The 14,373-nt window shown below is 54.4% G+C and carries 15 protein-coding genes; 4 read left to right on the top strand and 11 right to left on the bottom strand.

Translation table 11 applies throughout. The features are described 5' to 3' along the window. Positions 1 to 28: 28 nt before the first annotated feature. Genes DDT52_RS04965 through DDT52_RS04945 form a run of 5 tightly spaced genes read right to left on the bottom strand, consistent with a single transcriptional unit; the run spans position 29 to position 4,554 of the window. The gene (locus DDT52_RS04965; RefSeq protein ID WP_136155377.1) at positions 29 to 319 is read right to left on the bottom strand and encodes a ferredoxin family protein; all 291 of its coding nucleotides are present in this window, start codon (positions 317 to 319) and stop codon (positions 29 to 31) included. Beyond that, positions 316 to 1,605, bottom strand: coding sequence for an FAD-dependent oxidoreductase (locus tag DDT52_RS04960; RefSeq protein WP_136155376.1), 1,290 nt, complete (start codon positions 1,603 to 1,605; stop codon positions 316 to 318). The genes DDT52_RS04965 and DDT52_RS04960 overlap by 4 nt, the downstream gene beginning before the upstream one ends. A gap of 51 nt (positions 1,606 to 1,656) precedes the next feature. After that, a complete protein-coding gene (locus DDT52_RS04955) occupies positions 1,657 to 2,619 on the bottom strand; it encodes an FAD-binding protein (protein WP_136155375.1) in 963 nt (320 codons plus the stop codon). 13 nt (positions 2,620 to 2,632) lie between these two features. After that, positions 2,633 to 3,397, bottom strand: coding sequence for an electron transfer flavoprotein (locus DDT52_RS04950; protein ID WP_136155374.1), 765 nt, complete (start codon positions 3,395 to 3,397; stop codon positions 2,633 to 2,635). 8 nt (positions 3,398 to 3,405) lie between these two features. Further along, positions 3,406 to 4,554 carry an acyl-CoA dehydrogenase gene (locus tag DDT52_RS04945; RefSeq protein ID WP_136155373.1) on the bottom strand — a complete coding sequence of 383 codons (1,149 nt, stop codon included), beginning with the start codon at positions 4,552 to 4,554 and terminating at the stop codon, positions 3,406 to 3,408. Positions 4,555 to 5,240: 686 nt separating this feature from the next. Between DDT52_RS04945 and DDT52_RS04940 the strand changes: the two genes are divergently transcribed. From DDT52_RS04940 to DDT52_RS04925, 4 genes are all read left to right on the top strand, one after another. Then, a complete protein-coding gene (locus tag DDT52_RS04940) occupies positions 5,241 to 6,407 on the top strand; it encodes an acyl-CoA dehydrogenase family protein (RefSeq protein WP_095833241.1) in 1,167 nt (388 codons plus the stop codon). Between the two features lie 97 nt (positions 6,408 to 6,504). Continuing rightward, entirely contained in the window at positions 6,505 to 7,821 is a 1,317-nt protein-coding gene (locus DDT52_RS04935) for an MFS transporter (protein WP_095833242.1), read from the top strand. 55 nt (positions 7,822 to 7,876) lie between these two features. Beyond that, a complete protein-coding gene (locus tag DDT52_RS04930; RefSeq protein ID WP_136155372.1) occupies positions 7,877 to 9,109 on the top strand; it encodes a CaiB/BaiF CoA transferase family protein in 1,233 nt (410 codons plus the stop codon). 268 nt (positions 9,110 to 9,377) lie between these two features. Continuing rightward, positions 9,378 to 10,364, top strand: coding sequence for a helix-turn-helix domain-containing protein (locus DDT52_RS04925; protein WP_095833244.1), 987 nt, complete (start codon positions 9,378 to 9,380; stop codon positions 10,362 to 10,364). A 107-nt stretch (positions 10,365 to 10,471) separates the two neighbouring features. Here DDT52_RS04925 and DDT52_RS04920 read toward each other — a convergent pair whose 3' ends face one another. From DDT52_RS04920 to proC, 6 genes are all read right to left on the bottom strand, one after another. Continuing rightward, positions 10,472 to 10,600 carry an entericidin A/B family lipoprotein gene (locus DDT52_RS04920; protein WP_095835687.1) on the bottom strand — a complete coding sequence of 43 codons (129 nt, stop codon included), beginning with the start codon at positions 10,598 to 10,600 and terminating at the stop codon, positions 10,472 to 10,474. 280 nt (positions 10,601 to 10,880) lie between these two features. Continuing rightward, positions 10,881 to 12,017: a radical SAM family heme chaperone HemW gene (gene hemW, locus DDT52_RS04915; protein WP_136155371.1), complete on the bottom strand. Its 1,137-nt coding sequence runs from the start codon at positions 12,015 to 12,017 to the stop codon at positions 10,881 to 10,883. Next, positions 12,010 to 12,603 carry an RdgB/HAM1 family non-canonical purine NTP pyrophosphatase gene (gene rdgB, locus DDT52_RS04910; RefSeq protein WP_095833246.1) on the bottom strand — a complete coding sequence of 198 codons (594 nt, stop codon included), beginning with the start codon at positions 12,601 to 12,603 and terminating at the stop codon, positions 12,010 to 12,012. Before rdgB ends, hemW begins: the two co-directional genes overlap by 8 nt. 18 nt (positions 12,604 to 12,621) lie before the next feature. Further along, the gene (gene yggU, locus DDT52_RS04905) at positions 12,622 to 12,912 is read right to left on the bottom strand and encodes a DUF167 family protein YggU (protein WP_095833247.1); all 291 of its coding nucleotides are present in this window, start codon (positions 12,910 to 12,912) and stop codon (positions 12,622 to 12,624) included. Next, positions 12,909 to 13,463, bottom strand: a complete 555-nt coding sequence (locus DDT52_RS04900) for a YggT family protein (protein WP_095833248.1) — start codon at positions 13,461 to 13,463, stop codon at positions 12,909 to 12,911. Before DDT52_RS04900 ends, yggU begins: the two co-directional genes overlap by 4 nt. 56 nt (positions 13,464 to 13,519) lie before the next feature. Then, positions 13,520 to 14,341, bottom strand: coding sequence for a pyrroline-5-carboxylate reductase (proC, locus tag DDT52_RS04895; RefSeq protein WP_136155370.1), 822 nt, complete (start codon positions 14,339 to 14,341; stop codon positions 13,520 to 13,522). Positions 14,342 to 14,373 lie beyond the last annotated feature (32 nt).

The raw sequence follows: 14,373 nt of genomic DNA, 5'->3' as shown, positions 1-14,373 counted from the left end.
TCGTGCAATACGTAGCGGGAGCGGGCCGTCAGCCAAAACGGTATTCGATGCCAAACGTACCCTGCGGGTATTCCCACTTCTGGATAATCGAATCACCGCACAGCACCCGGCATGTGCCGCACTCCAGACAGCCTGCGTAGTCAAAATGAACATTGCCTTCGGCGTCCTGTTTATACAGGCCGGCGGGGCAGGCGATGACCAGCTTTCTGAATTGAATCGGATCGGGCGCGTCAACCAGCAGGATATGCGGATTGCTTTCATCAACCCGGAACTTATTGACTCCCAGTTTGATATCGACATTGACATTGACATTGTTCATAGCGCACGTACTCCATTGACCCCATCTTTCAGCAGATTAAGCAGGCCGACCTGTCTGCTGCGGGACCAGATTTTGGCTAAAACGGATTGACCGGGTTGGCCGTCAATGACGAATAAATCGGACATCAGGTCGGCGGCCATGCGCGGGTATTGGTTGAATAAACGCGGGTTTTCCATAAAGGCCGGCAGCTTGCGGTAACGATGCATATCCTGCAAAACGAAGCTCTGTTCCAGTTGCCGCCGATAGTCCATCAGGCCGTCGGCGCTGAAATCCTGCGTCTGTTTGGCATTGATCGCGGTGATGGCGGCGGCTTCCGCCGAGGCGATAGCCAGATCCATACCGCGTACGGTATAGCCCAGATTCAGGCAAAGGCCGGCAGCGTCTCCGACGATCATTACGCCATTGCCGACCATCCGGGGCAGCATCGACATTCCGCCTTCCGGCACCATGTGCGCGGAGTATTCCTGCAACGTTCCCCCCTGAATAAGCGGCCTAATGGTGGGATGTCGCTTAAAATCTTCCAGCATTTGCGGCACGCTTTTATGTGCCTTTTCGACATTTCCCAGCCCGCAAACCAGCCCGAGAGAAAGCGTATCGCGGTTGGTATAAAGGAATCCGCCGCCCAGCAGTCCGTCCGATGGCGAACCGGCAAACAGCCAGGCCGTCCCTTCGCCGGAAGGTAAATTAAAGCGGTCTTCCAACTGTGATTGCGGCAGTGAGATCAGCTCTTTAACGCCAACCGCCAGGTGGTGTGGAGAAGGCGGCGGCACCAGACCGATATCGCGGCCAAGCAGGGAGTTGACGCCATCAGCCAGGATGACGATATTGGCCGCCAGCGTATCCTCGCCCGCCTGTACGCCGGTGATCCTGTCGCCCTCTTTAAGCAGGGCGTCAACCCGGACGCCGGCAATAAACTGCGCGCCCGCGCCTTCCGCTTTTTCCATCAGCCACGGGTCAAACTCGCTGCGCAATACCGTGTAGGAGTTTTGCAGCGGCTGGTCTGGCCGCTCGGTATGAAAGTCCAGCGTGACGGCGCTTTCCGCGGTTAAAAATGAAACTTTTTCCCGCGTGACTTTTCTTTCAACCGGCGCTTCCCGCGCAAAGCCGGGCATGATTTTTTCCAGACTGTGGGCATAAAGACGCCCGCCGGTCATGTTTTTACTGCCGGCCGCGTTGCCGCGTTCTATCACCAGAACATCCAGCCCGGCTTTAGCCATCACGTAGCTGGCGATGCATCCGGCGACGCCCGCCCCGACCACGATGGCATCGAATTTTTCTTCCGACATGGGTTTTGCTCCCTGGCCCGCGACCGTTTTTATACGAGCGGACTCTTATTATTAGCGGCTTAGCCGTTCAATTAAGGCTGGTACGACCTTGTAGATATCCCCGACCAGGCCATAGTCGGCGTACTGAAAAATGGGGGCGTTTTTGTCTTTGTTGACGGCGACGATGGTTTTGGCGCCGTTTCCGCCGACCATATGTTGAATCTGCCCGGAAATGCCGAGCGCCAGATAGAGATCGGATTTCAGCAATACGCCGGAAACGCCGATATAGCGTTCGCGCTCCATCCAATGTTCGCCTTCGGCGATTGGCCGCGAACAGCCCACCTCGGCCTGAAGACGCGCCGCCAGATCCTGCACCATGCGCAGATCGTTCTGCGCCGCCAGGCCTCGCCCGATGCCCACCACGCGTTTGGCTTTACTCAGGTCTACGCTGCTGGCGGGTTTTCCCCGCCGTTCCAGGCAAACTATTTCCTGCCGGGGCGTGATGTAGCCCTTCTCTGTCACCAGGCAGGCGCGCGGCGTATTTTCCGGCAATGGTTCAAACACGCCGGGAGAGACGGTGGCGATAACCAGCGGCGTGGCGATGCGTTCCCGGCCAAAGGCCAATCCGCCGTACATCCGGTGTTCGGCGCAGATCCCGCCGGATTCGATACTCAGGGCGGTGACATCGTTAACCAGCGCGGCATTGAGCTGGATACTCAGTCTGGCGCCCAGCGCCTTACCGCGTTTGGTGGCGGCCAACAGGATGAGCGTGGCCGGTCGTGGATTGGTTTGCTCAAGCGTATGATTTATCATCGCGGCAATGGTTTCCGCATAATTTTCTATCCGCTGTAGCGCCGGCATCTCGCCCAGCCAGTACAGGGTATCCGCCGCGCCCAGTCGCCGAATATGTTCGACGCCGTCGGCGTTGACCGCCAGCGCCGTAACCTGTTCTCCCAACTGGCGGGCGCCGGCCAGCAGTTCGGCATAGCGATCGTTCTTATCGCTGAACACCCATACGTTAGTCAGTTTATTCATGGCGGTTTCCTCTCTAGTTCAGCGCCTTACTCAGGTAGTCGGCCAGTTGGCTGATGCTTTCGGGTGAGTCATCTTCAATAATGATGTGTTTGCGCGCGGTCTGGGCCGGCGCAAAGACGCTGACCAGTTCGCTGTGCGGGGGCGAGGGCGTCCAACCGATGTCGTCCGGGCGCCATTGCGTCACCGGCTTTTTCCCCGCGCCCAGAATGGCTTTCATTGAAGGGATCTTCGGCACGTTAATATCGGAGGTGACGCACAGCACGGCCGGCAGCGGGATTTCCAGCACTTCCACTTCATCTTCCAGCGAGCGCTCGACCCTGACGCGGTTTTCCGTCACCGCAATCGCGCTGACGGCATTCAGGGTAGGCAACTGAAGCATTTCCCCCACCAGCAGACCGACCTGTTGGGCATACATATCGCCGGAACCTTCGCCGAATAGCATCAGATCGAATTCGATCTTGCCGGCGGCGGCGGCCAGCGCCTGCGCGGTGTCGTAAGGCAGGGCGCGTTCCAGACGTTCGTCCTGCACCAGATAAAGCTCGTCGGGGCCGCGGGATAGTAGATCCTTGCGGATTTTGGAATTTTCCAGCAGTTTGCCGCCGACGCTGAGCGCGGCGATCCGATCGCCAGCGCCGGCGAGCTGAGCCGCCGCTTCCAGCGCATTCAGGTCGAACTGGCTGATCTTGGCGTCGACGCGATCAAAATTCAGCGTTCTCTCAGGTGTGATCACAATGTCCTGTTCTTCGGGCACCAGCTTGCAACAGGTGATGATTTTCATTATTCCCCCTATCGGCTTTCGTACTGTTTCAGGATCTGGCGGGCGGAGATATACACCATGATTTCATCGGTGCCTCCGCCAATGCGATTTACCCTGGTATCCCGCCAGAATCGGGAAATACGGCTGTCGTCGGTGTAGCCCAGACCGCCCATGATTTGCATGGCGTCGTCGATCACCTCGCAGGCAGATTGCGCGCAGTAAATCTTGCACATCGGCGAGGAAAGACGCATGGGTAGGCCGCTGTCGCACTCCCAGGCCACCCGGTAAACAAAATTCTTCATGTTCTGGATTTTGATGGCCATCTGGGTGAGTTTGAGTTGGATCATCTGGAACTGGCCGATGGGTTTGCCGAACTGGATACGCTGATTGGCGTAGCGGGCGGCATCTTCAAAAGCGCACTCGGCAACGCCGAGAGAGTGTGCGGCGATAACCAGACGCTCAATCTCAAAGTTTTCCATCATATGGATGAAGCCGTAACCTTCGCGGCCCACCATATCGCTTTCCTCCACTTCCACGTTATCGAGGAAAACCTCGCAATTGCTGACCATATGCCAGCCGACTTTGTGCAGATCGTTGCGTTTTACGCCGGGAGCGTTGGGATCCAGCCACCATAAGGTAAAGCAGCGTTTGGGATCGTCCGGTTCGGGATTGCGCGCCAGCACCAGCATGTAAGGGTAGTCTTTGGCGCCGGTAATAAAGGTTTTTTGTCCGTTCAGGTAAACCTTGCCGTTTTTGCGCGTGTAGGTAGTGGCAATGCGGTTGTTGTCTGAACCAGCCTGCGGTTCGGTAAAGGCCAGCGAGTAGGCGGGAATACCCGACAGACCAATTTCGGCCGTTTTCTCCAGCTGTTTCGGGCTGCCGAAGCGCTGCATATTATGAATGCACTGCCCTTCGGTCATGATGTAGGCGGGCGCGCCCATCCGCGCGATCTCTTCCAGCACCAACACCTGGGTCAGCATATCGGCGGGAACGCCGCCCAGCTCCTCAGGGATCCCTAAAAGACCGATGCCGCTTTCCGCCAATGCGGAAAAGAACTCATGGGGAAACTTGCGCGTTTCATCGCAGGTTTTGAAATATTCTTCAGGAAAATCGCGGCTGATAAGCTCGCGGATACTGGCGAGCAGCAGTTCCTGTTCTTCGGTTAGCAAAAAGTCCATGATTGCTCCTGATTATTACTGGCCTGGAAGTCCATAACGTCTCCTCATTAAAGGCTGTCGTGGGATATATTCCCTTTATCATTTTCAATGAATATTTTTTTCGGTATTGCCGTTATTCATTGAATACTGTTATTTATGGCGATGGATATTTTTAGTGGGTTTTTAATGGTTTTATTTTCTGGTACCCGGCGAGCATAGAATAACTATTGTCGCTTAGATATAGACAATCATGACAATTACTTGGACAAAATAGACATTTCTTTTTTTATGAGATAAGGGATATAGATCATTGCTGTGAATTTTAATTATATTGATTAACATTGATTTAACCTTATATGGCGTAAATACACATTGCTAATAAATATTGATCTCTCTCGCAAAAACAGGAATGAATCATAAAAATAAATATTTAATATAAAAGTGTTTATTTTATAAATTATTGTTTTTTAATTGTTTTTATTTTGTTTCCTCTAGGGCGTTTATCGCAATGTTCGATTTGTCCTGTGATTAGTTGAAAATGTCAATGTTTAAATGATGCATCCTGTTCCTATAATCTGATTATCGCCAACCATGCAGCGAATTATTTACAGAGAATAAAATCCTCGCAATGCGTGGAAACGATTAAATACCAATTTAATCACCATCATAACTTTCGTATTCACTCAATGATAAATAGAAGGTGGTATATGGCCATATTATCGCAACAAGAACTGGATGCCTTGAAGAAAAAAGTCCGTAGAGTGACAGAAACCGATCTGGAAGAATTGCAACTGGAAGTGGAAAGAACCAATGTCTTTCCTGAAGCCTATTATGATGTGTGCCGTAAAAATGATTTATTCCGCCTGGCTATCCCCGAAGAATATGGCGGCCTGGGACTGAATTGCGAACAGTTTTTCTCGGTTATGGAAGAGTTCTGCCGCGGGCCGGGCGGCATGCGAATGAATTTGCATCATGCCAACGGTCTGAACTGGCGCATCCTGCGCGATCACGGCGCGGAAGATTTAAAGGCCCGCTGGCTGCCGTTACTGGCGAATAAAGACGCCTACATCAACTTCGCGTTAACTGAGGCCGGCTGCGGTTCCGGGGCGGATATTCGCACCACCGCGGTCAGGAAAGGCGACAAATATGTCCTTAACGGCTCAAAAACGCTGATCTCCCACACCGACATCTCCGATGCCAGCTATGTCATTGCCGTCACGGATGAAAATAAACGCAAAAAAGGCGGTCTGACCGCCTTCCTGATCGAAACCAACACTCCCGGTTATTACATCGATCCCATGCCGCACATGATGGGATGCCGCGGCGCGGGCCACGCCTATCTGCGCTTTGAGAACTGCGAGGTTCCCGCACACAACATTATGGGGAAAGAGGGCGACGGGCTGGATATTTTCATGGATGCGCTGGCGCACTCCCGCGCCATGATCGCCGTCACCTGTCTGGGCATGTCCCAACGCTTTCTGGAACTCGCCATCGCGCGGGCCAAAGATCGCGTGACGTTCGGTAAACCGCTGGCCGCGCGCCAGGCCATCCAGCAGACCCTTGCCGACATGGGAACGCAGGTCCATGCGCTGCGGGTGATGTTGCAGGACTGCGCCAGAAAATTCGATCGCGGCGAGGATATCGAAATGGTCTCCGCCATGTGCAAGCTGCACGGCATTGATACCGTCCGTACCGTATCGGATGGCTGCCTGGAGATCTTCGGGGGAATCGGGTATTTCGAGGATAACCCCTACGGACCGGTCGAAAGAATGTACCGCGATGCCAGAGCGTTATGGTTTGAAGAAGGGCCGCGTACCGTTCAGCGCCTGACGATTGCCCGCCCGCTGATTGCCAGCGCCGGCGTTATTGCGTGATGCCTCGCTAGCAGCGTCATCATCACCGATCACAATGGCTGCATCTCTTGGCGTCATCGCTGGTGTAGCCATTTTCGTTTTATCGCGGGAGTGGCATATGAGTACATCAATTGGTAATACACGCTGGAACATCGTGGTTCTGCTGATCATTGATTATTTTGTCATGTTTGTCGCCAGAAGCAGTATGTCCATGTGCGGGCCGGCGTTAATGCAGCAGTATGGTTGGAACGCAACGGAGTTCGGTTGGGTGTCCACCGCCTTTTTTATCGGCTATGCCGTAACCATGTTGCCCGCCGGCGCGCTGGCCGACCGCTTTGGCGGCGGCGTCGTGCTGGTGACCGGCACCCTGTGGTGGGCGCTGTTCACATTTTTAACCCCCTTTGGCTCGACGTTGGGGATAATGATGTTGCTGCGTATTCTGGTGGGCATCGGGCAGGGCGTGCTGGTGCCGGCTAATTTTTCACTGCTGGCCAACTGGGTGCCGAAAAATGAATCCGGCAAGGCCACCGGGTTATTGCAGGTAGGCTGTCCGGCGGGCATCGCCGCTTCGATGGTGTTTTCCGCCTGGATTATCCAAACCTGGGGCTGGCAAATGGCGTTTTATGTCGTTTCCCTGCCGGGCATCCTGTGGTGCCTTATCTGGTGGCGGTTAGGTAAAAATCGGCCGGAGCAGCATCCCCATATCACGCCTGCCGAGTTGTCTTATATTCAGGCCGGGCAAAAGATCGCCCCACCAGCCGGCGTTTCATCAAGCAACACGGACGGCGTACCGGTACTCAGTAAGCGCGATATCTTTTCCACGCCCTCGGTCTGGGGATGTTCGCTGTGCTATTTCTGCACCAACTATCTTTTCTTTCTGTTTATGACCTGGCTGCCCACCTATTTTGCCATGGGACGGGGGATTGACCTGAAGCAGAGTGCCATTTACTCCATGCTGCCTTATCTGGTGGCGATTTTCGCTTATCCGCTGGGCGGTCTGGTGGCCGATAGCGCTTCTCAGCGCTTTGGGCAAAATTTCGGCAGGAAACTATCGCCGATTCTCGGGCTGCTGCTGGCCGGGCTGTTTTTAATTCTGGGCACGCGCGCCGGCAGCCTGTGGAGCGCCGCCGGATTGATCTCCGCTTCCAACTTCTTTTTGTGTTTTACCATGGCATCGCATTTCTCTATTCCTATGGTTTTTTCCCAGAAAAACACCGGCGTACTGGTGGGGCTGAACGGCGTGTTTGGCACGGCCGCCGGCATTCTTTCGCCGGTATTTTCCGGTTTGATCATTGATATCACAGGCAAATATGAATACGCCCTGTACCTCGGCGCGACGGTCGCCATCGTCGGCGCGCTGATCATTCTGATGGTGCGTATTCAGCCAATCGAAAAAAGGGATCATCCGGTGGTTCATCAAACGCTGAGAATGTAACTTTTTGATATTTTAATAAAATCCAGATTATCTACTGAGTGAAGGAGTAAATATCATGAGACCATTGGAGGGAGTGAAAGTCGTCGATCTGACCTCTTTTCTGGCGGCGCCCACGGTGCCCCGCATTCTGGGCGACTGGGGCGCGGATGTGATTAAGATCGAACCGCCGGCCGGGGATCCCGGCCGGACGCAGGCGTCGGTTTTCAATATGCCCTACAGCGATGAGGAAAACCCGGCATTTGATATTGCCAATGCCAACAAGCGATTCCTGTGCCTTAACCTGAAAAACGATCGGGCAAAATCGATCGCCTATAAAATTCTGGCGACGGCGGACGTCATTGTGACCAACTATCGGACGAAAGCGCTGGAGCGTCTGGGTTTCTCCTATGAAGAGCTGCACCTGCGTTTTCCCGGCCTGATCTTCGCGCAGATCCTTGGCTACGGTGAACAGGGGCCGGAGAAGGATACGGCGGGATTTGACGCCACCGCCTACGTGTGCCGGGGCGGGATCCTGGGTTCCACCAACGAACGGGGCGAAACGCCGATCAATTCGGTGAATGGTTTCGGTGATTTTCAGGCTTCGATGTGCCTGGTTTCGGGCATCTGCGCGGCGCTGCTGGCACGCTATAAAACCGGCAAAGGCGATAAAGTCACCGTAAGTCTGCATCATACGGCCCTGTTTATGATGAGTATTGCCGTGGTGTCTGCTCAGTACGGCAACCGCTATCCGAAATCCCGCCGTGAAGTGGCCAACCCGTTCAACAACACCTATCAAACCCAAGATGGCCGCTGGATGGTGATCTGTATTCCTGAATATGACCGCTTTTTTAATAAATTCATGACGCTGCTTGGAAGGGCGGATCTGGTGGACAGCCCTGACTTCTGCCGGATTGACGACGTCAACCGTCATGGGCGCAACCGCGCGATTATCGATATCATCAGTGAACAGATCGCTCAGAAAACGTTGAGCGAAATGATGACCATGCTCAAGCAAAACGATTTTGCCCATGAGAAAGGTTATACGCCTGACGAGATCCTGGAGGATGAGCAGGCATGGGCGAATGACTGTCTGCGTCAGGTGACTTACCCCACGGGTAACCAGCGGGTATTGACCACGCCGCCGGTGAACATCGGGGAAATGGGGCCGGCCCGTATTCTCCCATCGCGGGCGTTGGGTTATCACTCCCGGCAAATCCTCTCTCAGTATGGCTATTCAGCGGCGGAGATTGACAGCCTTAGGGCTGAAGGCGCGGTGATCCTTCATCCTCAGTCAGAATCTGTTGAATGATGCGGCCATGCCGGCAGCAAACATGTGCATGAATACAGGACAGCCTGTCACGCGATACGGTCTACGGCGGTGGAACGATATCCGTTGCCATGGACGCGCCACATTTCATCTAAGCCGATTATCCATGAGTTTGCGGGCGGGAATATGAAGCCAATAAGTCATTGCGGTGATAACGCCACTGCTTTGATCCGCCGGCTCAAACGTCGGAAGTCCCTACTGTATTCAAGATGATTAACCGAAAGATCGGACAGATTTAAGGGGAACGCTGATGACGAACACTATTCCCGCCTATGCCTTATATGGCGAAAAATCAGAGTTAAGCTGGGAAAACTTCTTTAATGTCGAAAATATTTCTTATCGCTCAAAAGTCTATAACTGGAAAGTTAGTCCACACTTGCATGAATCATTAATTCAGGTGCTGTTTATTCAGCAAGGGCAGGTTGATGTGTTACTCAATTGCGCCCGCTTAACGGCGGTGTCTCCCTGCCTTATCCTGGTGCCCGCGCAGACCGTTCATGCCTTTCATTACACGCCGGACACCGAAGGACTGACCGTTACCGCTTCTCAGAAACCACTGGAATCAATGGCAAACCTGCTGGCGCCGAGTTTGATGAAACTGATTCACCAGCCGTGCGTTATCGCGCTGGATAAAACGGCGGGCGACAAAAAAACCGTGCTGGGTTTTTACAAAGCTATGCTGCGCGAACTTCGCGTACCGACGGTCAACCAGACGGCGATGTGTATGTCGCTGTTTACCTCGCTATTTATTTATATCTCGCGCATTAGCCATTTGTCGCTGGAGCAGCAGGAGCTCGCCACTTGTTCACGCAAGGCGGCGCAGATTAATAAGTTCCTGCGTAGCGTGGATCGGCAATTCAGGATGCGGCTTTCCGTGAATGACTATGCTTGTGAAATGGGCATGTCGCCCGGCCACCTTTCCCGGCTGTGTCGTATTGCTCTGGGGATGTCGAGCCTGGATGTGATCAATATGCGGGTGGTGCAGGAGGCTCAGCGTGAATTGGTGTATACCGCGAAAACCATCAAACAGCTGGCGGCGTCGCTGGGGTTTAACGATGAAGCCTACTTTACCCGTTTTTTTCATAAGCATACCGGCGTCAGTCCGAAACGGTTTCGCGAACTGGCGGTGCAGCAAATTGCCCTGTCGGAGGAGTTGCCGGCGGCCGACGAGTCGTCTGACAAGTCAGCTTTACAGGATGATTACGCGCAAGAGGGCGACAACGTGAAAACGACGTAATTAACGGGAATGTCCGGAAATTGATGCTGCGAGTATAAAGAAAACCCCGAGAGTATCACCTTCCCGGGGGCTTCTGCGCAGCGTATGGCTTGACGCGCAATACGCCGTTAACTGGCTGAACTGGAAATTTTACTGCCCAGTTTTTCCACATCCTGACCAAAACCGCGCGCGGTATTACAACCGCTCAATACCGAGACCATCAGCAGCGATGCTATGAGTAATTTTATATATTTCATCGTCGTCACCAGCAGATTCAACATGCGTACACTTTGTCATAACCGTACGCGGAAATTCAATCTCAGGAAGCTGAAAACGCTGACATTTATCAAAATATTCTCACCGGAGTCAGCGCGTGACTCGGCGGCGTTTTCATCGCCCCCAGTTTTGCTATATCCATCCAATATTGCGCACAGCGTCTTGCGGCGTCAGCTTAATTATTTTGTTGTTCCGTCCGCATTTTATCCCGGACTTTTTGCAGAAACTCATCGCGATTCCATTCCTGTGGCTTCCCGCGAGTTAATCCGCTAAAAACAGCTCCAGCAGCGAATTTAGAAACAGCTTGCCGTGCTCGGTAATCTGCCAGTGAGTGGCGGTCTCAATCAGGTAGCCCTGCGCCAGCGCCTGATCCAACTGCGGGCGAATCACGCTTTCATCCAGCCCGGTGTAGGCGCTGAAGTCTGCTCGCGGGGCGGTTTCCAGCAGGCGAAAACGGTTCATAAAGAATTCGAAAGGCCGGTCTTCATTCGCCACCTCATGCTGTTTATCCAGATAGTTGCCCCGCATATAGCCGCGCGGATGGCGGGTTTTCACCGTGCGCAGAATACGCCCGTCGCTGAAGGTCAGCTTGCCGTGCGCGCCGCAGCCGATGCCCAGATAATCGCCAAAGCGCCAGTAGTTGAGATTGTGCTGACACTGATAACCCGGTTTGGCATAGGCCGATGTCTCATACTGGCGGTAACCCGCCGCGCTCAATAGTTGGTGCCCTTGCTCATAAATATCCCACAGCGCGTCGTCGTCCGGCAGCTTGGGCGGGCGGGAGCCAAACAGCGTGTTGGGTTCGATGGTCAGTTGATACCACGACAGATGGGGGGGATTGAGCGCAATCGCCTGACGCAGATCGTCCAGCGCTTCTTCCAGCGACTGGTCGGGCAGCCCGTGCATCAGGTCAAGGTTAAAGCTGCGTAATCCCAGTCCGGCGGCCAGATGAGCGGCGCGTTTGGCCTCTTGCGGGCCGTGAATGCGGCCCAGCCGGGTGAGCTTATGCGGATTGAAACTTTGTACGCCAATCGAGATGCGGTTGATGCCCGCGCGCTGATAGCCGCTGAAACGATCGGCCTCTACCGTACCCGGATTGGCTTCCATGGTGATTTCGGCATCGGGCGTTAGCGTCAGGCGCGCCCGCACGCCATCCAGCAGCGATTGCATCGCTTCCGCGCTCAGCAGGCTAGGCGTGCCGCCGCCGATGAATATCGAATGCAGCGGCCGAACGCCCGCCAGCGGCAGATCGGCATCCAGATCGGCCAGCAGGTGGTCAACATATTCCTGATGCGGAATATCGCCTTTCAACGCGTGGGAGTTGAAATCGCAATAGGGGCATTTTTGCACGCACCAGGGAATATGAATGTACAGGCTGAGCGGCGGTAGCTTAAGCATGACGCAGGGCATCCAGCAGCAAACGCAGCGCCTGACCGCGGTGAGACAGCGCGTTCTTCTCTTCACGCGTGAGCTCGGCGGCCGTTTTGCCCAGCTCCGGTACGAAGAAGATCGGATCGTAACCAAAACCGCCTGCGCCGACGGGGTCATGCGTCAGCACGCCTTTCCAGCTACCGAGGCATACCAGCGGAGTAGGGTCTGCCGCATGACGCAGATAAACCAGCACGCAGTGGAAGCTGGCGCCGCGCTGTTCGTCAGGCACCGCTTTCAGGGTATGCAGCAGCTTGTCCAGATTCTGCCGATCGCTGGCATCCACCCCCGCGTAGCGCGCGGAATAAATGCCCGGCGCGCCGCCTAATGCATCCACCGCCAGCCCGGAGTCGTCGGCGATGGCGGGTAAGCCGGTAATCTGAGCGGCGTGGCGCGCCTTCAGGATCGCATTCTCAATAAATGTCAGGCCCGTTTCTTCAGCGGAATCGACCCCCAGTTCCGTTTGGGCCACGATATCCAGACCAAAATCCGCCAGCAGACTGGCGAGTTCACGCACCTTACCGGGGTTACCGGTAGCCAAAACCACTTTTTGCATTCCTGTTTTCCTGCGTCTTTATTGAATCAGTTCCGCGACTTCTGCCGGGATGGTTTGCGGGTTGATGATTTTAATCTGTTTATGCCGACCGAGTTCACCTTTTTCGATAATGACCAGACTTTTAGCAACCCGGAACTGTTTGGCGAGGAATTTGGTCAGATGGGCATTGGCCTGCCCATCGACCGGTGGGGCGGTGATGGCGACTTTCAGTTCGTCGCCGTGCAGTCCGATAATCTGGTCGCGACTGGCTTTCGGCTGTATATACAGCCGAATGATCAGATCGTCGTTATGGCGGGTGACGGCGCTCACAGCAAGAACCACAATCCCGGAAACAGATCCATACCCAGATAATTGAGCATATACAGGATCAGGATCACCACCATGGCGGAGAAATCGATACCGCCCATCGCCGGGATAATGCGGCGGATTGGCGCCATAAAGGGTTCCGTCAACTGGTGCAGCAGATATTCAATAGGGCTGCGGCCCTGACTGATCCAGCTCATCAGCGAGCGAATGATCACCACCCAGAAAATCAGATAGCCCGCCGATTTAATCAGGGAGATCAAACCGACCAGCAGATTCATCGGGCTGAGCGATAGCGCACCCACCTGAATCAGCAACAGCAAAGGATACTTGATGGTGGTCAGAATAAACGCCAGCAGTAGCGATGCGCTATCAATCGGGCCCAGTGACGGCAAAATACGACGTAGCGGGCCGACAATCGGCTGAGTAATTTTTACTACGAATTGCGACAAAGGATTATAAAAGTCGCTGTGCGACCACTGCATCCAAATGCGCAACAGCAATACCATCACGTAGAGGTCGACCAGCGTCTTGACCAGAAAAGTCAGGGTAAGCATAGATACATCAGTTCCTTATTAAAGAGAGTAAACGGGCGGATGATTAGCGCGTTGCATTAAAATAACTTTTCCATTTCCTGTGCGCGGTTGACCGCAGCCTGCATGGCCTCTGCCACCGTCTGCGTCAACTGGCGTTCGTTAAACACCCGCAGCGCTTCCGCCGTGGTGCCGCCTTTGGACGTCACGTTTTCCCGTAGCGTTGACAGCGGCGTCCCGGGGTTGGCTTCTACCAGCGCGGCGGCGCCGGAAGCCGCCTGCTGTACCAGCAGACGCGCCGTCTCCTCATCGAATCCCTGGCGAATCGCTTCCTGTTGCATGGCTTCCATAAACAGGAAGAAATACGCGGGCGCGCTGCCTGCGGCGGCGATAACGCCGTTAATGCCGGATTCATTCCCGACCCAGCATACTTTGCCAACGCTTTTCATCAGTTCGGCGGTGAATGCCCGGTCGGTTTCGCTAACGATCGCCGGCGCATACAGTCCGCTCATGCCTTTCCCTACCAGTGACGGTGTATTCGGCATAATGCGCACGATATTCAGCTTCTCGTCTAACAGCGCCTTAAAGCGGTCAATGCTGATCCCGGCGGCAATCGACAGCACCAGTTTGCCAGTGAAATCCACCTGCTGGCGTAATGGTTCGCATACGGTTGCCATCATCTGCGGCTTGACGGCCAGTACAATAACATCCGCCTCCTGCGCGCAGCGCACGTTATCAGCACTGCCGGTGACGCCATATCTGGCCGCCAGTACATCGCGATTCCTGCCGGAAGGCGCGCATACGCTGATATTGCCGGCGGGGTAACCCCCTTCAATTAATCCGGCGATAATGGCCTGCGCCATATTACCGGCGCCTATAAACACTATTTTACGTTGCTGCATCTGAATTCTCGCTGATTACCGTTATTCCGTTA

It is taken from the genome of Brenneria roseae subsp. roseae, from assembly GCF_003115845.1.
GTDB classification, from domain to species: domain Bacteria; phylum Pseudomonadota; class Gammaproteobacteria; order Enterobacterales; family Enterobacteriaceae; genus Brenneria; species Brenneria roseae.
Note: the sequence above shows the minus strand (reverse complement) of the source record. Positions and strands in the feature narration are given on the sequence as shown.